This window comes from Holdemania sp., from assembly GCF_986127675.1.
The window spans coordinates 1-19,540 of sequence record NZ_CFQZWI010000053.1 but is presented as its reverse complement, the minus strand read 5'-3'; the positions used below and the strand labels follow the sequence as shown (position 1 = coordinate 19,540).

The window sequence follows — 19,540 nt, the reverse complement described above, 5'->3', positions numbered from 1 at the left end:
ATCACTGGCGTATCCGGTCACGACAGGTCATGCAGCGGATGTTCTTGAAGAAGACCTGATTTTCATACTTGAAACAGCTGCGATAAAATAAAAAAGATCCGCCGTCGAGCACTTGATCGCGAATATCCCAGGGCAGCTGCCCGGATTCGTTGATCGCTGGCTTCAACGGCGGATTTTTGGGTTGCGCATAAACCGGCACGTCTGAACCTGTTCAGCGGTTCAGATAATCGCAGACGGCCCAGAGGAACTCGGCGTTGGATGGTCGGCCCTGATCCGGATTAACGGAATACCCGAAAATCTCACTGATCAGGGAAGCGTTGCCGCGCAGCCATGTTCGTTCAATGGCGCAGCGGATGTTTTTCTCAACCCGGTCTTTGGTGCTGTTAAACTTTTCGGCAATGATCGGATATAATCCGCGGTCCAGGTTCTTGAGCAGGTGCGGCTGTTCCGCGAGCGTGATCATCGCGAATTCCAAGAACCGGTAACCGGAAAGACTGCTGGGCATGCCCAATTCGTGAAGCAGCTGAGCCGAACGGCTTAACTGCGGCCTCCTGTGATTTTCAGGCGCCCGAAATAATTCACGGACGCAATAAAAAAGTCTGTGATGAAGCACAGCGTTTTCACTAATTGTATTCATGCTGAAAAAGTCATAACTCATATCCCTGGCACCCTCTTTTCTCCTGATTTGTTTGGAATCAGAATAAAAACAGAGGTCTGGCTTGCAGAAATGATAAAAAACGGTGCCATTTCAGATTACACTCTTTTTGTGACCTTGTCAAAGGTTTAACCGGAAATTTGGGAAAAGAATATTTGTAATTTCCCTGACTTTCAGATAAGATAAGACTGTGAAAAAGAGGGATGAATCATGAAACAACAACGTCAGTTTCCGACGGTGACCGTGACGAAAAAAGCGCAGCGCAGCCTGCAAAGCGGTCATCCGTGGGTTTACGGCGGCGAAGTCGTCGAAGTCAAAGAAACGGCGGACGGGCAGCTGTGCGACGTCGTCAATGAAAAGGGAACTTATCTGGGAACCGGGTTTTATAATGAACAGTCGCTAATCCGCGTGCGGATTGTTTCGCAGAATGCCAACGACGGATTTGACGAGGCGTTCTGGCGCCGCCGGATCGGTTACAGTCTGGATTACCGCCGGATCGTCATGGGCGAGGATTTCGGCTGCTGCCGGCTGATCTTTGGGGAAGCTGATCACTTTCCGGGCTGGACGGTCGATCGGTTTGGTTCGGTGCTGGTCAGCCAGATCATGTCGCTGGGGATCGAACGGATCAAGGATCAGCTGTTTGCCCTGTTGTGGGAAGAAATGGAAAAACGCGGTCAAACAGTCGCGGGGATTTACGAGCGCAACGATATTGCGCTGCGCAAAAAGGAAGGACTGAGGGAAGGTACGGGCTGGGCCGCCGGCTTCCCGCATCCTGAAAGCACGACGACGCAGATCGTGGAAAACGGAATTCGCTATGAGGTTGATTTTGGCGAGGGGCAGAAGACGGGATTTTTCCTCGATCAGAAATACAACCGTCAGGCAGCGGCCCGGCTGGCGAAGGGAAGATCGGTGCTGGACTGCTGCACGCATACCGGATCATTCGCGCTCAATGCGGCGAAGGCTGGGGCGGCGCGGGTGATCGCCGCCGATATTTCCGCCAGCGCATTAGCCAGCGCCAGAGACAACTCGCGGCTTAACGGATTGGAAGAGAAGCTGGAGTTTGTGCAGGCCGACGTGTTCGATCTGTTAGCGGATCCGAAGTGGAAAGCGCAGGGCATTGATTATGTCATTCTCGATCCGCCGGCGTTTACCAAATCCCGCAAAACGATCCGCAGCGCCTATCAGGGCTATTGCCAGATCAACACGCTGGCGATGAGACTGCTGCCGCGGGGTGGGCTGTTCGCAACGGCGTCATGTTCGCATTTTATGGAAGACGCGATGTTTGAAACGATGCTGCAGGAAGCCGCGCGGAACGCAAAGGTCGAGCTGCGGCAGATCGAGGTCCGTCATCAGGCCCCGGATCATCCCATTTTAATAACCGTGCCGGAAACCCGGTATCTTAAATTTTATTTATTCCAGATTGTGTGACGAAAGGAGAAGACAAACATGAAGGAAATTATGGACGCCAGTTCCATGAAGCGTTCGTTAGTACGCATGGCGCATGAAATCGTAGAAAAAAACAAGGGTGTGGAAGGACTGGTGCTGGTCGGCATCAAGACCCGCGGCGAATTTCTGGCGGAACGTTTAAAAAAGATGATCGATCAGTTTGAGGAATGCGACATTCCCTGCGACAGCCTTGATATTTCTTCGTGGCGCGACGATATAGAACGCGGCGAGGTTCAGCCGCCGGCCTTGCGCGTGCCGGTGCAGGACAGAATCGTGATTCTGGTCGACGACGTCTTGTATAAAGGCCGCACAGTGCGCGCAGCGATGGACGGCATCATGCATTTCGGCCGGCCGCGGGCGATTCATCTGGCGGTGTTGGTTGACCGCGGACACCGCGAGCTGCCGATCCGCGCCGATTATGTCGGCAAGAACGTGCCGACCTCGCTCAATGAGGATGTGAAAGTGCTGGTCAGCGAAACGGATGATCAGGACGGAGTCTACATCAGTTAGTCTGGTTCAGAAGGAAAAGAGGAAACGCAATGAAGAAGATGAACGAACAAATTCTGGCGGACTATGCTCAACAACTGCTGAGCATCGACAGTCCGACCGGTTTTACTCAGCATGCGATCGACTGGATCGAAAAACAGGTGCAGGCGTTAGGCTACGCCTGTTATCGCAACGCCAAGGGCAATCTGATCGTGGAAATCGAAGGACCGGCCGATCAGCCGGCTGTTGCGGTGAGCGCGCATACCGATACGCTGGGGCTGATGGTCCGATCAATTAAAAAGGATGGCAAGCTGGCGTTTACCCGGCTGGGCGGGCCGTGCCTGCCGACGCTGGATGGCGAATATTGCCGCATCATCACACGCCAGGGAAAAGTCTATACCGGTACGATTCTGTCGACGGCCCCGGCGGTGCATGTCTATAAGGAAGCTTCGAGCCAGGAACGCTCGGAGGAAACGATGGAAGTACGGATCGACGAGCTTGTCCGCAATGAAGAGGATGTGCGCAGATTGGGAATCCAGGCCGGGGATATCATCGCGATCGACCCGAAGACGACGATCACCCCAAGCGGCTTCATCAAATCCCGCTTTCTGGACGACAAGATTTCCGCCGCGATCTTTCTGACGCTGCTGAAAGCGCTCAAAGATGAAAACGTGACCACGCCGCAGAAAACCTATTTCCTGTTCTCCACCTATGAGGAAGTCGGCCACGGCGCTTCGTGGATTCCAGGTGATGTCCGGGAGCTGTTGGCGGTCGATATGGGCTGCGTCGGTACAGATCTGAGCTGTACTGAGACCGATGTGTCGATCTGCGCCAAAGATTCCGGCGGCCCGTATGATTATCAGATGACCAGCCGGCTGATCGAACTGGCGCAGGCACACCAGCTGCCCTATGCCGTCGACATCTATCCGTTTTACGGCAGCGACTGCGGCGCGGCGCTCAAGGGCGGCAACGATATCCGCGGCGCTTTGATCGGCCCGGGCGTGCATGCCAGCCACGGTATGGAACGGACGCACATGCAGGGCGTCAGCGCGGCTTACACGCTGCTGGCGGCCTACCTGCTTGAAAAATAAGCGAAGAATGCTCTGAAAGAAACAAATCCCGTTTAATGGACAGGATTTTCAACATCGAAGCCCGCAGCTGAAGTGGAAGTTCGATCTTCCGGCGGCGGGTTTCTTTTTTTTGCGCTGAGGATAGGGTAAAAAAATCAGGCCGGTCCGTTTCCCTTAATCAAGGGCAGAACTAAAGACGCATTTTCTGAAGAATTATGGTAAACTATTCGGTATAGAATTGAGGGGGAGTTATAAGTGGACGCAATATTGAACTTTTTCCGCTGGCAGGGAATGATCAAGCCGGCTCAGATCCGCGGCGAAATACCGAGCAACAAAGCGATTTACAAGCGCACCTATCAAATCGCCTGGCCCAGCGCCGTCGAGAGCGTGCTGATCGCGCTGATCGGAGCGGTCGATTTGATGATGGTCGGCAACCTGGGCTCGGCGTCGATCGCGGCGGTCGGCATCACCAACCAGCCGAAGTTTCTTGTGCTGGCGACGATCCTGGCGCTCAACACCGGAGTTACCGTGCTCGTTTCCCGCCGCAAGGGGGCGGGTAAGCAGGAAGAAGCGAATACCTATCTGCGCCAGGCGCTGCTGCTGAGCGTCGGGTTTTCTTTTCTGCTGTCCTTCTGCGGCGCGCTGTTTGCCCCGCAGATCCTGGCGTTTGCCGGGGCGACGCCGGATTATCTGGGACTGGCGGTAACGTATTTCCGGATTATCATGTTCGGCAATTTCTTCTACTGCATCGGTCTGACGATCACCGCCGCCCAGCGCGGCGTCGGCAACACGCGGATTTCGATGATCACCAACATCGCGGCCAATCTTGTCAACCTCGTGTTCAACGCACTTTTGATCAACGGTTTGTTTTTCTTTCCACGCCTGGAGGTGGCGGGCGCGGCGATCGCGACGGCGATCGGCAATATCGTCTCGTTTCTGATCGCGGTGTATTCCGTCACGCATACCGAGGGCTTCTTAAAGCTGCATCGGCGGCAGTCGTGGAAGCCGGATATTCCGGCGATCCGCGATCTTTATAACATCAGCTGGTCGGCCTTTGTTGAACAGATCTTTTTGCGGATCGGCTTTCTGATGTACGCCAAAGCGGTGGCCGGCCTGGGCACGGTCGCCTTCGCCGCCCATCAGATTGTCATGAACATCATGTCGATTTCGTTCTCCGTCGGCGACGGGCTGTCGATTGCCAATACCTCGCTGGTCGGACAGAGCTTAGGCGCCAGCCGCTCGGATATGGCGATCATCTACGGTAAGGTCGCCCAGCGGATCGGTTTGATTCTGGCAATTCTTGTCTCCGGTTCGATCACGCTGTTCCGCGCCCAGCTGATGGCGCTGTTCACCAACGAGGCGGCGGTGATTCTGGCCGGGGAAACGCCGTTGATCATTCTTTCGATCACCGTGCTGTTTCAGATCGTGCAGGTCATCATCGTCGGATCGCTGCGCGGGGCCGGCGACGTCAAGTATGTCGCGCTTCTGATGTTTGTCAGCGTCACGATCGTCCGGCCGGTTCTGACCTGGGTGCTGTGCTATCCGCTCAATCTGGGATTGCCGGGGGCGTGGCTGTCGGTGCTGCTCGATCAGTTCACGCGCTATATCGTCAGCTACTGGCGTTTCCGCGAAGCGAAGTGGACGCGCATTCAAGTGTAGGCAACAGAAGGGGGAAATTCATTGATTTCCTCCTTTTTTGACGGCCGGTTTTCAGGCAAATTGTAAAGTTTAAATCATCTGATGGAAAGCGCTTGAAAAAAATGGGTAAAAATCGGAAAGAAGCAGGAAGAAGTTGAAAATCGAGGTTTAAAAATCAAACCTTTTGTTTTATAATGGTAACGGTTAGAGAGTACAGGAGGTTTAACCATGACAAAAACTTTTATGTCCATGGATGGCAATACAGCTGCCGCTCATTGCGCGTATGCGTTTACTGAAGTAGCTGCAATCTATCCTATCACCCCATCCTCACCGATGGCTGAAGTCGTTGACGCATGGGCTACTCAGGGCCGTAAAAACATTTTTGACACGATTGTCAAAGTTGCGGAACTGCAGGCTGAAGGCGGTGCCGCCGGCGCGGTACACGGCGCTCTGCAGGGCGGTGCGCTGGCGTCCACATTTACGGCAAGCCAGGGCTTACTGTTGATGATTCCAAATATCTATAAGATGGCCGGCGAGCTGCTGCCAGGCGTTATTCACGTCGCAGCGCGTTCTCTGGCAACCCGTGCGCTGAGCATTTTCGGCGATCACAGCGACATTTATGCCTGCCGTCAGACCGGCGTCTGCATGCTGGCGTCGCATTCCGTTCAGGAAGCAATGGATCTGGCCGGCGTCGCGCATTTAGCGGCGATCAAGGGCTCCGTGCCGTTCATTCATTTCTTTGATGGCTTCAGAACTTCTCACGAAATTCAGAAAGTCGAAGTCATGGATTATGAGTTCTTAAAGAGCTTGATCGACATGGACGCGGTTGAAGCGTTCCGGGCCAATGCGCTGAACCCGCATACCAACGCGGTAACCCGCGGCGGCGCGGAAAACGACGACATTTATTTCCAGGGCCGCGAAGCGCAGAATCTGCACTATGAAGCGATCCCGGATATAGTTGCCGATTACATGAAGAAGATCAGCGAGCATACCGGCCGCGAATACGCACCGTTCACTTACTATGGTGCACCGGATGCGGAACGCATCATCATTGCGATGGGTTCCGTTACCGAAACGATTAAAGAAACGATCGACGAGCTGACCAAGCGCGGCGAAAAAGTCGGCCTGATCAAAGTCCATCTGTATCGTCCGTTCTCCGTGAAGTATCTGACCGCGGTGCTGCCGGCTTCGGTCAAGAAGATCGCGGTTCTGGACCGCACGAAGGAAATGGGCGCCCGTGAACCGCTGTACCTCGACGTCTTAGCCGCATTAAAGGGCATGGATCTGACGATCATCGGCGGCCGCTACGGCTTAAGCTCCCGCGATACGCAGCCGAACCAGATCAAGGCTGTTTATGACGAACTGGCGAAAGATGCTCCGAAGGCGGAATTCACCATCGGCATCAACGATGACGTTACGCACCTGAGCCTGGAAGTCGATCCTGAATTCCATGTCAGCGCGGACTACACATCCTGCCTGTTCTTCGGTTTGGGTTCTGACGGTACCGTTTCGGCGAACAAGTCTTCGATCAAGATCATCGGCGACAACACCGATCAGTATGCGCAGGCGTATTTCCAGTATGACTCGAAGAAGGCCGGCGGCGTTACCCGCTCCCACCTGCGTTTCGGTCATTCCCCGATCCGTTCCACCTATTATATTGAAAACGCTGATTTCGTTTCCTGCAGCTTAGACGCTTACTGCTTCAAGTATGACATGGTCAGCTGCCTGAAGAACGGCGGAACCTTCTTATTGAACACAACGTTCTCCGCAGAGGAACTGCAGGATCACCTGCCGAACCGCATGCTGGCGCAGCTGGCGAAGAAGAACGCGAAGTTCTACATCATCGACGCGACCAAGATCGCTCAGGAAATCGGCATGGGCCGCCGGACCAACACGATCCTGCAGTCGGCGTTCTTCGCGCTGAACGAACAGATCATGCCGTATGATAAAGCGGTTGAACTGATGAAGTACATGGCGAAGAAGTCCTACTCCAAGAAGGGCGACGAAATCGTCCAGCTGAACTACAAGGCGATCGACCAGGGCAAAAACGGTCTGGTTGAAATCGAAGTGAAGCCGGAATGGGCTGAACTGAGCTATGATTCCGGACGCAAGCTGACCGGCGACGAATACTTTGACAACCATGTCATGGCGATCAACTCTCTGGAAGGCTACGATCTGCCGGTATCCAACTTCATGAAGTACGATATCCTGGACGGCTCGATTCACAACAGCGTTTCCTTCAAGGAAAAGCGCACGATCGCGGTTCAGGTTCCGACCTGGGATCCAAACAACTGTATCCAGTGCGGATTCTGCTCGTTCGTCTGCCCGCATGCGACAATCCGTCCGTTCTTACTGACAGATGAAGAAATCGCCAATGCGCCGATGGAATTCAAGACGATTCAGGCGATGGGCAAGGGTGTTGAAAATCTGAAGTATCGGATTCAGGTTTCTCCGGCGAACTGCGTCGGCTGCGGTCTGTGCGTTGTTGAATGTCCGGGCAAGGGCGGCAACAAGGCGCTGAAGATGGTCGATATCAACGAAAAGCTGGATCAGGAACCGCTGGCCGATTACCTGTTCAAGCACACCGAATACAAGACGAACTACTTCCCGGTGGACACGGTCAAGGGCTCGCAGTTCGCAATGCCTTACTTTGAAGTTTCCGGAGCCTGCCCGGGCTGCGGCGAAACGCCTTACTACAAGCTGGCTTCTCAGCTGTTCGGCAAGGATATGATGATCGCCAACGCGACCGGCTGCTCGATGATCTACTGCTCCTCGACACCGTCAACTCCGTTCTCCAACGATGCGGAAGGCAACGGCGTCGCCTGGGCGAACTCCCTGTTTGAAGACAACGCTGAATACGGCTACGGCATGGCTTTGGCGCAGAACTTCAAGGAAGCGCGCATCCTGTCGCTGATGGAAAACAACCTGGATTCCGTTGAACCGGAACTGAAGGCGGCGTTCGAGAAATATCTGGCGGCGGGCAACAACCGTGATGCACAGCGTGAAATCAAAGATGAAATCATTGCCGGCGTCAAAGCTTCTGCGAATGAAGCGGTCAAGGAACTGCTGGATTACGAACGCGACCTGGTCGGCAAGTCGATCTGGATCGTCGGCGGCGACGGCTGGGCTTATGATATCGGCTACGGCGGATTGGATCATGTTCTGGCCAACAACCTGAACGTCAACGTCCTGGTTCTGGATACCGAAGTTTACTCCAACACCGGCGGACAGGCATCCAAGTCTTCGCAGTCGGCAGCGATCGCGAAGTTCGCAGCCGGCGGCAAGAGCACCGCGAAGAAAGACCTCGGTCAGATCGCGATGGCTTACGGTCATGTCTATGTCGCTTCCGTTTCGATGGGCGCGAACCGGGCTCAGACGCTGAAAGCCTTCAAGGAAGCTGAAAGCTACGATGGACCATCCCTGATCATCGCTTACGCACCATGTGCTGAACACGGCATCAAGGGCGGTCTGGCGAACCATCAGAGAGTTCAGGCCAAGGCTGTTGAATGCGGCTATACCGTTCTGTACCGTTTCGATCCGCGCAACGAAGAACATCCGTTAACGATCGATTCCAAGGAACCGAACTGGGATCTGTTCCAGGCGTTCCTGCTGAACGAAACCCGTTACAGCCAGCTGCCGAAGCTGAAGGGCGAAAAAGCATACGAAATGTTCGAAAGAACAAAGAAGGATGCGCAGCGCCGTTATACACGCTTAGTCAAGCTGTCAGAAGAATAAGCTGAAACTTGCATAGAAAGCTGACCCTCATTTTGGGGGTCGCTTTTTTTGCTTTTCAGCCGCTGTTGAATGGAAGCATGGAATTATTCCCTGATGATTTTGATACATCTGAATTTGAATAAAACAAGCTCCTCTTTGCAGAAATCTGGCAAACAATGTCCGCCGGATGTCTAAGGCTCAGGATGAAAACCGCGGAAGGACTTGATAATTGATAGGGTTTTCATTATACTTGATAGTGGATTCGAGGTATGTACATGAAAGTATTGTTGTTTTTTGAAGGAGAAAAGGTGATCTCAACTTCCGGGATCGGCCGGGCGCTGAAGCATCAGAAGCAGGCGCTGACGATGGCGGGGATTGAGTACACGCTGGATCCGAACGATGATTTTGATATTCTGCACATCAATACGGTCGGACCGGCCAGCGCGGGAGTGATTGCCAAAGCCCGCCGGGAAGGCAAACCGGTCATTTATCACGCACATTCAACTGAAGAAGATTTCCGCAATTCGTTTGTGCTGTCCAATCAGTTTGCCCCGCTGTTTAAGAAGCATCTGGTTTCGCTCTATTCCAGCGCCGATGCGATCATTACGCCGACGCCCTATTCCAAGAGCTTGTTGGAAGGCTATGGCATTGACTTACCGATTTATGCCGTGTCCAACGGCATTGATCTGGACCGCTTCAGCTACAATCCGGAAAAGGTCAAAGCGTATTACAAGTATTTCAGCCTGAATGAAACCGATAAGGTCGTATTGTCTGTCGGCTTGTATTTTGAGCGCAAGGGACTGCCGGATTTCATTGAGGTAGCGAAGCGTCTGCCGCAGTATAAGTTTATCTGGTTCGGCTATACGCCGCTGATCTCCGTGCCGAAGAATATCCGCGAGCTGGTTGAGGATCATCCGGCCAATGTGATCTTCCCAGGCTATGTTAAGGGCGCGATTATCGAGGGCGCGTATGCCGGAGCGAATGCTTTTTTCTTCCCGTCTTACGAGGAAACGGAAGGCATCGTCGTGCTGGAAGCGCTGGCCGCTTCCCAACAGGTCATCGTCCGTGACATCGGGGTGTTTGATCCTTGGCTGAAAGATCGGGTGAACTGTTATAAAGGCCAGTCTGTAGACGAGTTCGTCGAGCTGATCGAAGGAGTCGTTGAGAAGCGTCTGCCGTCGGTCAGCGACGAGGGGAAAAAGACGGCGCAGGAACGCAGCATCGCCAGCGTGGGCCAGCAGCTGAAAACCATTTATGAAACCGTGCTGGAAAACAACCGGCCGGAGACGTTGTAAGGAGAGCAAGCTCTCTTTTTCTTTGATTTGACGGGGATTTCTTAAGAAAGAAAAAAGAATCGGCGAAGGCGGTCTTAAGAGCGCGGGGCAGGAAGCCTTATTCCTTGTGTAACCTTGTTTTTCATTGTATAATAAGTTAACGAGGCTGAGGAAGTATGAAAAAAGCGCGAAACTATGTGATTAATATTCTGCTCATCGTAGGCTTCACAGCCGGAGTGCTGTGGTTTACCTTGAAGGATAATTTTAACGAGGTCATGGGGATTCTGCAGCAGGTGAACGCCGGCTGGCTGATCGTGATCATTGCGATCGCGATTCTGTATCAGTGTGTGATCGGCTGGATACTGACGCAGCTGACCCGCATCAGCAATCCGCATTACAAGTTGAATTATGGGATTGTCAACGCCCTGGTGGCTTCTTTTTTCCATGGCGTGACTCCGAGCGCCTCGGGTGGTCAGTTTGCCCAGGTGTATGTGTTTAAGAAACAGGGCGTGCCGTTAAGTGATTCGGCGAGCGTGCTGTGGATGGATTTTATTGTGTACCAGTCGACGATGATCGCGTCGGTTTTCATTTTGATCCTGCTGCGGTTTCATCATTTCTACACTAACTATTCGCAGTTCTTTTTGCTTGTCCTGCTTGGCTTTCTGGTCAACAGCCTGGTGATTATCGGGTTGTGGGCGTTAGTCCGGTTCCCGAAGGTTTACACATGGATCAGCACGACCGGTCTGAATTTGGGCTGTAAGCTGCATCTGGTAAAAAATCCGGAAAAAGCGCTGGCTTTATTAAAGGATCAGCTCGACCGGTTCGGCAGTGAAACTGCGAAGCTGAAAGGCCACCGGCCGCTGATTGTGCGAGTGACGCTGGCCAACTTTGTACGGCTGGGCCTGTATTACGCGATCCCGTTTTTCTGCGCGCAGGCGCTGGGCCTGAACGTCAGCCTTGATCTGATTATCGACTGCATGGCGCTGTCAGCGTTCGTGTCGATGATCAACGCGTTCATTCCGATTCCGGGCGCCAGCGGCGGCACGGAAGCCACGTATGTTTTGATGTTTTCAACGATCTTCGGAAAGCTGGGCGCGACCAGCTCGATGATTTTATGGCGGTTTGCCTCTTATTACTTTATGCTGATCCTGGGCGGTCTGACCTTTATCTGGGTTAAGAGCCGGCCGGCGATCGTTGTCGAACCGATGCAGGAGGAAAAGAAATGAGAATTGGATTATTTACAGATACCTATCTGCCTGATGTCAACGGCGTCGTTTCTTCCATTGTGACGCTGCAGCAGGAATTAGAAAAGAATGGTCACGATGTGTTCGTGATCACAACCCATCCGGGATTGCTTCAGGTCCAGCGCGAAGGCAATGTGCTGCGGCTGCCGGGCGTGGAATTAAAAAGCTTGTACGGCTATGTGCTGACCAGTCCGATTCATTTTGCGGTGCTCAAGGATATCCGCGAGATGGAGCTGGATGTGATCCATGCCCATACGGAATTCGGTGTCGGGATCTTCGCCCGGATCGTAGCGAAGATGCTGCAGATCCCGCTGGTGTCGACGTATCATACAACCTATGAGGATTATACGCATTACGTCAACGTGTTTAATCTGGAAACGGTCGATAAGGTCGCAAAGAAGGCAGTCAGCAGCCTAAGCAAGCTGTATGGTGAGACGAGCACGGAACTGATCGCTCCATCCCAGAAGACCAAGGAAATGCTGCAGCGCTATGGAATTAAGAAGCGGATTCACGTGATTCCGACCGGGCTGGATCTGCAGCGCTTTGACGCCCACCGTACGGATGCGGAAACGATCCGGCAGCGGCGCGAAGAGCTGATGGCGAATTCGGAAGAGACGCTGATCATTTTCGTCGGCCGTATCGCGAAGGAGAAAAGCATCGACTTTGTGATCGACGGGTTTACCTATTTAAAAGAAGCCGGGATGCCGGTTCATTTTGCGGTGATCGGCGGCGGGCCGGAGCAGGAAGCCTTGGAGAGCCATGTGCGCGAGCTGGGGCTGGATTCAATGATCACCTTTGCCGGGAAGAAGCCGGCGGATCAGATCCCTTCCTACTACCATTGCGCGGACGCGTTTGTTTCCGCTTCGCTGACTGAAACGCAGGGTATGACCTACATCGAAGCGTTAGCCAGCGAACTGCCGGTTTTTGCCCGGCCGGATGAAGTGCTGGAAGATCTGGTGCTGGAAGGCCAGACCGGTTTCCTGTTTAAGAAACCTGAACAGTTTGCCGAGAAAGTGCAGCTTTTCTTAGCGATGAGCGCAGAGGAGCGCGCTGCGATGAAGGCTGCCGCGAAGTCGCAGGTTGAAGTTTACGACAGCCGGATTTTCTATCAGAAGGTGCTGGAAGTCTATGAAAGCGCGACTGCGGAATACCGTGAAATGTACCGGCTGGAATCGATCCGGCCGAAGGACGACTGCGTTGAGCTGAAGGTCTGCTCGCCCAACGATGAAATCCGGATTCTTGTTTCACTAGAAACGTATTTCAATAAGGGACTGCGCAAGGACGTGCTGATCAGCAGCGATGAGCTGGACGAACTGATCAGCGAGGAAGAAGCGGTCAAGGCGTATCAGAGCTGTCTGAAGCGGATCGCGGCGAAAGACCGCACGCGCAAGGAAATCTACGACTGGCTGACGCAGAACACGCAGCTGGATATCAAGCAGATCAACGAGATCGTTGAGAAGCTGGAAGAACGGGATCTGATCAACGACCTGCGCTATACCAAAAATCAAGTTTATAATCTGAAGCTTCTGATGCAGGGCAAAAACAAGATCAGCCGGACATTGCGGAAGAAGGGCATCCCGTATGAGATGATTGAATCCGTGTTCGCCGACGAGGATGAACAGTCGGAATTCCGCAACGCGTTGAAGTGGGCGCAGAAGCTGCAGCCGACGATCAAGGAAAAATCAGTGCGGATGAAGAAGAATATGATGAAATCCAAATTGATCGCTCAGGGCTTTGCGGTCGACGTGATCAATGAGGTCATGGACAACCTGAGCTTTGTTGAGGAAGAACGGGCCGAGTTGGAGAGCCTGCGCAAGACGGCGGCGAAAGCGAAGAAACGGTATCAGTCGAAGTATAGCGGCACCAAGCTGCGCAATTATGTCTTCCGCTACTGTTCAGCCCAGGGCTTCGACGTTGAGGATATTTATTTAATTTTAAGTGAAATGGAGTGGGATGATGAATAAGAAAATCAGTGAGTTTAAGGAAGGAGAAAGCCTGACGCTGCCGCTTTTGCTTGTGCAGGTCACCAAGGGCGTGACGAGCAATGGTTCACCCTATCTGTCTTTGACGCTGCAGGATAAATCCGGCACAATCGAAGGCAAGATCTGGGATGTGAAGGAAGAACAGGCGGCTGCCTGCGTGCCGGGACGGGTCGGCGAGGTCAGCTGCGAGGTGCTGCGGTACCGGAATTCACTGCAGCTGCGCGTACATCGGTTGACGCCGATGGATCAGCAGAGTATTGAATTGAGCGATTATGTTATCGCTTCGGATATTCCCAAGGAGCTGTTGCAGCAGAAGATCCAGGACGCGATCAGCTCGCTGTCCAATCCGATTTATAAAGGGATTGTCAGCGCGTTGTTCGCGGAATATGATAAGCCGTTCTTTGATTATCCGGCGGCGGCGAAGAACCATCACAACTTCGTCGGCGGCCTGGCGGTGCATGTCACCGGGATGGTCGATCTGGCGAATGAGATCGTCAAGCTCTATCCGCTGCTGGACCGGGATCTTTTGGTCAGCGGCGTGCTGGTTCATGATCTGGGCAAGCTGACGGAACTGTCCGGCCCGGTCATGACGGAATATACGCTGGAGGGCAAGCTGATCGGGCATATCTCGATCATGCAGGCGAAGATTATGGAAGTCGCCGTTCAGCTGGGCTACGAAAAGAGCGAGGAAGCGATTTTACTGCGGCACATGGTTTTGTCGCACCACGGTCAGCTGGAATTCGGTTCGCCGGTCATGCCGATGGTCGCGGAGGCGGAAGTGCTGCATCTGATCGACAATCTGGACGCGCGCATGAACACACTGGATAAGGCGTACGCGCAAACGGAGCCGGGCAGCTTCACATCGCGTCTGTTCCCGATGGAAAACCGGGCGTTTTACAAGCCGAAATCGAAAAAGAATGAAAAACAGGATGAAGTGGATTAAGGCCACAGATTTCGGTAAGCTGAGAGGCATTATAAGATAAATATCTGATCATGAACGAAGTGCTGGATAATACCGTCGAAGTCAGCTTGTTTTCGTCACTGGATTGGTTTATGAAATTTATGTATCCTGTGTGGACGTGGATGGGATTGTCTATGTGAATGAAGTGGACGTGGATCTGCGGCGGGAGGAAATCAAACAAATCCTGGTTTGAGATTATCAGATGAATCAATATTCGTCAGACAAGTTTATTGACGAATTTGCGAATCAAGATGAACTCAAATATCCGTCTGATCTTTATTTTGACGGTTCGACTTTGTGAAATGAAGACTGAAGAGAATCTTGCGGGATTCTCTTTTCTTTTTTGTACACTCTATTATAATAAGGATAGCGATTGCGGACAGAGGAGGAAAAAATGGAATGATTGATATTCATTGTCATGTGTTGTGGGGCGTCGACGACGCGTCGCAGGATCGGGAAACAACGAAGAAGATGCTGCAAATTGCGGTAGAGGATGGAATTGAGGCGATCTTGTGTACGCCGCACAGTCTTCCTTATTATAAATATGAAAACGACGCCCAAACGCTGGCGGCGCCGTTTGCGGCGCTGCAGGAGCTGATCGCCGAAGAAAACTGGCCGATTGAAACGGCGCTGGGCTGCGAGTTCTTTTTGACCGATGCGTCGCTGGAATGGATCCGCAGCGGCCGGGCGCTGACGCTGAACGGTTCGCGGCGGCTGTTGATCGAATTTCCCTGGTATCAGAAGGTCCAGCTGGGCAGCAGCGAAACCGAGCTGTTAAAGCAGGTGTTGGATGCGGGCTATGAGGTGATCATCGCGCATCCGGAACGGTATAAGAGCGTGCAGGAGGATTTCTCTACGCTGAAGCGATGGCGGGCCCTGGGCTGCGATTTTCAGGTCAACCGGACTTCGCTGATCCACAACGACGATAAGGAACAATGCGCGCTGGCCTGGCGGATGGTAGAGGAAGGCTATTGCGACGCCATCGGCACCGACGCGCATCATTGCTGGGGCAAGCGGGTGATCAAGCTGAGCGATGTTCAGGCCGAGATTGAACGGCGGACAGACCGGGATACTGCTCTGTTGCTGTGCCATGAAAACGGGCGGCGGCTGATCACGGGTGACGCCTTGATCCATCGCTGAGGTGAAAATCATCAGGAAAGGAATAGGACAATTTGACCGGCGTGAAAGCAGAACAACCAAGATCCGGGGCCAAATGAAAGGGAAAGGGGAAGGAAAATGAGTAAAAATATCATCGATCAGCTCTATCGTTTTGAAGGTCAGCCGGAGGCTTCATTTGCGGAAACCTTCGTCAGACAAGTCAAGGCTTTTAGCGGGGATGTCGTTGTTTATCGACAGCAGGCGGGTGATACCGAGGTTCAGATAATCACAGCTGAGCGCTATTATGCGCGGGTGAATTCGGCAACGGGCGTGACGATCACCTTGGTGATTCGAGAAAGGGAGATCACGGCTTATGTTGCGGTTGTGGCCGGCGGCGAAGGACCGTTCAATATCAGCTGGGGCAACTATGAAAATTATTTGAAAAAGGTGGAGAAGCTTTTGCTTTCGTATGCTTTCAAGTGGATCCCGGGCGCGATCAGCGTTCGTCCTTAAATCATTTCAGAAAAAAGTTAAGGATACGCCAGGGATAAAAATGCTCCATAAACAAGTGCTTTTTTGATTGTTGACAAGGGAGGGATTTATGAGTATACTTTTTGCAGTGATCCTTTAAGAGAGTCCCGTGAGGCTGCTCAAGGAAGATGAATACGTTTCGCCTGTTCATTTACTCCTGATCTTAAAGGGTCAGGAGTATTTTTATGAAAGGGGAACTGTATGAAAAAAACAGAAAAAAAAGGCAATCATCTTGCCGTCAAAATGGCGATCGCGATGGTTCTGGGGCTAATCTGCGGCCTGGCCATGCTGATGCTTCGTGAAAATCTCTTGACCTCGGGCCAGACCCAGACCTGGGCGGCCATCAACAATCTATTATTCCAGGATATTACGGCAGAGGCCGGCAAGAATGCGATCGGTTTGTTCTACATCGTCGGTCAGCTGTTTGTCAACGCGCTGCAGGTCATCATCGTACCGATGATTTTCTGTTCGATTGCGTTGGCGATCTGTCAGATTACGGATACGCGCAAGCTGGGGCGAATTTCCAGCAAGACGCTGGGGACTTTCTTACTGACGACCGTGGTGGCGCTGGTGATCGCCGGCGCTGTCGGTCTTACTGTTTATGCGACAGGGGCTTTCAATGCGGTGGAAGTCAGCGGCTTGAATGTTTCGACGGGGTCCAGTGGAAGCAATCCGCTGTCAATCTTGTTGTCGATCGTCCCGAACAACATGACCAGCGCGTTCTCAACCAACGGGCAGGTGCTGGCAGTGGTGTTCTTAGCGGTAGCGACGGGGTTGGGCATCAACGCCTTAGGTTCCAAGGTAACCGTTTTAAAGAAGCTGCTGCAGGAGATCAGCGATATCATCACAGTTTGCTTAAGCTATGTGATCAATAAATTTGGTCCGCTGGCAATCTTCGTCCTTTTGACCCGGACGTTTGCGATCTACGGCGTCGATCATCTGAAGCCGGCGCTGGCCTATGTCGTGACGACGGTGCTGCTTCTGCTGGCCTTCCTGATCGTCGGCTATGCGATCTTTGTGGCGGTCTTGGGCCGGATCAATCCGATTCCGTTCGTTAAGAAGATTGCGAAAGTTGCGGTGTTCGGTTTCTCTACTTCCTCCAGTGCGGCAACGCTGCCGCTGAACCGCAAGACGGTAACCGAGGAACTGGGCGTCAGCGATGAAATTGCATCGTTTACCCTGCCGTTAGGCATGACGGTCAACATGGACGGAACGGCGATCATGCAGGTCATTGCCGCGATCTTCGTCGCGGCCTCCTCCGGCTATTCTGTGACGGTTTCCAGCATCGCGATCATTGCGATCCTGGCGCTGATCGCTTCGATCGGCACGCCGGCGGCTCCGGGGGCTGGAGCAGTCATCCTGTTCACGATTTTGACGGGGATGGGTTATACCAATGACGCGGCGTTGCTGGCGTATTCGCTGATCCTGGCGATCAACCGGCCGATTGAAATGCTGGTCACTTCGCTGAACGTCGTCGGGGATGCCGCAACGTCGGTCATCGTCGCCCGGAGCGAGAAAATGCTGGATGAAAAGCAATACAATGCCGAACAAAATTAGAGTGTGAAAAGAGTTGGCCAGAAGCTGAAAAATGCTTCTGGTTTTTTCATATTTGTTCGTGACAAACGGAAATTTCAGTGCTATTCTAGTATTCAGTTTAAGGGGGAGCATCACTGATGAGAAAGCATCAACATCCGACAGTCAATGAGATTACGGAAGGGGTTATTTGGAAACAGCTGCTGCTGTTTTTCTTTCCGATTATGCTGGGCACGTTCTTCCAGCAGTTATACAACACGGTCGACGCGATCATCGTCGGCCAGTTTGTCGGCAAGGAGGCGCTGGCGGCGGTTGGGGGCGCGACGGGGACTTTGATCAATCTGCTGGTCGGCTTTTTTGTCGGCTTGTCTTCGGGCGCGACGGTCATTATTTCACAGTATTATGGCGCGCGAAAGGTGGAGCAGTCAAGCGACGCCGTGCACACGGCGGTGGCGATGTCGTTGATCGGCGGGGCGATCATGATGGTGATCGGGATTTTCGGCGCACCGGTGGCGTTAAGGGCGATGGGGACGCCGGAGAACATCATGAATTATTCATTGATTTATATGATTGTCTACTTCGTCGGCTTGATTCCGAATTTGTTGTACAATGTCGGGTCTGGTATTCTGCGGGCCGTCGGGGATTCCAAGCGGCCGATGTACTTTCTGATTGTCTGCTGCCTGGCCAACGTGGTTCTGGATCTGCTTTTTGTCCTGGTCTTCCAATGGGGTGTCTTCGGTGCGGCGGCGGCTACCTGTCTGGCGCAGTTTATCAGCGGCGGACTTGTCTATCTGAGCTTATCTCAGGCTGAGGATGACCGTTACCGGCTGATCCGCAAGCGAATTCGGCTGCATGGCGAATTGTTGAAGGAAATCGTCGTAATCGGGATCCCGGCTGGGCTGCAGTCGGTCATGTATTCGGTATCGAATATTGTGATTCAGGCCAGCGTGAATACGTTTGGCACGGACACGATTGCGGCGTATACGGCGTATGGGAAGATCGATGGGATCTTCTGGATGATCATGGGGGCTTTCGGCGTGGCGATCACGACGTTTGTCGGACAGAATTTCGGCGCGCGTAAAATCGACAGGATTCACAAGAGCGTCAGGGTGTGCCTGGCGATGGCATTTGGCACAGCATTGGGAATGAGTGGGATCTTGATGGTGACCAGTCGCTGGATCTATCATTTGTTTACGCAGGACGCGGCGGTGATTGAGGTGGGGATGCAGATGTTGTTGTATCTGGCTCCCTATTATTTCACTTATGTGTGTATTGAGGTGCTGTCAGGGGTGGTGCGCGGCACAGGAGATTCTGTAATTCCGATGATCATGACCTGCATGGGGGTATGTGTATTGCGCGTCGTCTGGATCTGGATCGCCGTTCCGCTGAATCCTACAATTGAGAATGTTTTGTTCAGCTATCCGTTGACGTGGAGTCTGACTTCGATCCTGTTTGTGCTGTATTATCTGCAGGGTGGCTGGTTAAAGCGCAGGTTGAAAAAAGAAGAGAGAAAAGGGCTTCAAAATTGATTTGTTTATTCTTTTAAACAGTTTATAAGATTCGTCAGGATGTAAGCCAAGTTAGATTTTCTTGAGTTATAAAACTGTATAAATAAGAAAATCGAAGGTAAAAATTCTTCGATTTTTTATAATTTTTAGTGAACGTTCAGGACAAAAAACAGGTAATTCATTACATTTTAAGTGTTGAAACTGGAACTTTACTTACACTTTCATTGACATTCACACGATCTACTTTTATAATGTCTAATGTAAGAAGATAGGGTAATTATTTTCATTATAAATAAAATCGATCAGCGTGTCAATGCTTACAGACGTGATTACTAAGCATTATCCTGGTTGTAATGGTTTCTAGTATTCATATTATATTAGGAGGAATTGTATATTTTAA

The 19,540-nt window shown here is 52.4% G+C and carries 14 protein-coding genes; 13 read left to right on the top strand and 1 reads right to left on the bottom strand.

The window, feature by feature from the left end; translation table 11 throughout:
* Positions 1-211: 211 nt before the first annotated feature.
* Positions 212-658 (bottom strand): sporulation initiation factor Spo0A C-terminal domain-containing protein, encoded by a 447-nt coding sequence (locus tag AC5OW4_RS09220; protein ID WP_195396669.1) that lies wholly within the window; start codon positions 656-658, stop codon positions 212-214.
* A gap of 207 nt (positions 659-865) precedes the next feature.
* Between AC5OW4_RS09220 and AC5OW4_RS09215 the strand changes: the two genes are divergently transcribed.
* The 13 genes from AC5OW4_RS09215 (at position 866) to AC5OW4_RS09155 (ending at position 19,161) form a co-directional block, all read left to right on the top strand.
* Positions 866-2,083, top strand: coding sequence for a class I SAM-dependent rRNA methyltransferase (locus AC5OW4_RS09215; protein WP_493676899.1), 1,218 nt, complete (start codon positions 866-868; stop codon positions 2,081-2,083).
* An 18-nt stretch (positions 2,084-2,101) separates the two neighbouring features.
* Positions 2,102-2,611, top strand: a complete 510-nt coding sequence (pyrR, locus tag AC5OW4_RS09210; protein ID WP_072684160.1) for a bifunctional pyr operon transcriptional regulator/uracil phosphoribosyltransferase PyrR — start codon at positions 2,102-2,104, stop codon at positions 2,609-2,611.
* Between the two features lie 38 nt (positions 2,612-2,649).
* Entirely contained in the window at positions 2,650-3,678 is a 1,029-nt protein-coding gene (locus AC5OW4_RS09205; protein ID WP_072684552.1) for a M42 family metallopeptidase, read from the top strand.
* Positions 3,679-3,912: 234 nt separating this feature from the next.
* Positions 3,913-5,316: an MATE family efflux transporter gene (locus AC5OW4_RS09200; protein WP_308559895.1), complete on the top strand. Its 1,404-nt coding sequence runs from the start codon at positions 3,913-3,915 to the stop codon at positions 5,314-5,316.
* 207 nt (positions 5,317-5,523) lie between these two features.
* Positions 5,524-9,030 (top strand): pyruvate:ferredoxin (flavodoxin) oxidoreductase, encoded by a 3,507-nt coding sequence (gene nifJ, locus AC5OW4_RS09195; RefSeq protein ID WP_195396665.1) that lies wholly within the window; start codon positions 5,524-5,526, stop codon positions 9,028-9,030.
* A gap of 254 nt (positions 9,031-9,284) precedes the next feature.
* The gene (locus AC5OW4_RS09190) at positions 9,285-10,304 is read left to right on the top strand and encodes an LTA glycolipid anchor biosynthesis glycosyltransferase, IagA/BgsA family (RefSeq protein ID WP_072684162.1); all 1,020 of its coding nucleotides are present in this window, start codon (positions 9,285-9,287) and stop codon (positions 10,302-10,304) included.
* A gap of 155 nt (positions 10,305-10,459) precedes the next feature.
* A complete protein-coding gene (locus AC5OW4_RS09185) occupies positions 10,460-11,509 on the top strand; it encodes a lysylphosphatidylglycerol synthase transmembrane domain-containing protein (protein WP_006058904.1) in 1,050 nt (349 codons plus the stop codon).
* On the top strand, positions 11,506-13,491 hold the full coding sequence (locus AC5OW4_RS09180) for a glycosyltransferase (RefSeq protein WP_195396663.1): 1,986 nt from the start codon (positions 11,506-11,508) through the stop codon (positions 13,489-13,491). The genes AC5OW4_RS09185 and AC5OW4_RS09180 overlap by 4 nt, the downstream gene beginning before the upstream one ends.
* The gene (locus AC5OW4_RS09175; RefSeq protein ID WP_308559897.1) at positions 13,484-14,452 is read left to right on the top strand and encodes a 3'-5' exoribonuclease YhaM family protein; all 969 of its coding nucleotides are present in this window, start codon (positions 13,484-13,486) and stop codon (positions 14,450-14,452) included. Before AC5OW4_RS09180 ends, AC5OW4_RS09175 begins: the two co-directional genes overlap by 8 nt.
* Before the next feature lie 417 nt (positions 14,453-14,869).
* Positions 14,870-15,610 carry a tyrosine-protein phosphatase gene (locus AC5OW4_RS09170; protein WP_195396660.1) on the top strand — a complete coding sequence of 247 codons (741 nt, stop codon included), beginning with the start codon at positions 14,870-14,872 and terminating at the stop codon, positions 15,608-15,610.
* Between the two features lie 96 nt (positions 15,611-15,706).
* A complete protein-coding gene (locus AC5OW4_RS09165) occupies positions 15,707-16,081 on the top strand; it encodes a DUF6054 family protein (RefSeq protein WP_195396658.1) in 375 nt (124 codons plus the stop codon).
* A 219-nt stretch (positions 16,082-16,300) separates the two neighbouring features.
* Positions 16,301-17,656 carry a dicarboxylate/amino acid:cation symporter gene (locus AC5OW4_RS09160; protein ID WP_195396657.1) on the top strand — a complete coding sequence of 452 codons (1,356 nt, stop codon included), beginning with the start codon at positions 16,301-16,303 and terminating at the stop codon, positions 17,654-17,656.
* Positions 17,657-17,772: 116 nt separating this feature from the next.
* Positions 17,773-19,161: an MATE family efflux transporter gene (locus tag AC5OW4_RS09155; protein WP_195396655.1), complete on the top strand. Its 1,389-nt coding sequence runs from the start codon at positions 17,773-17,775 to the stop codon at positions 19,159-19,161.
* Positions 19,162-19,540: the final 379 nt, after the last annotated feature.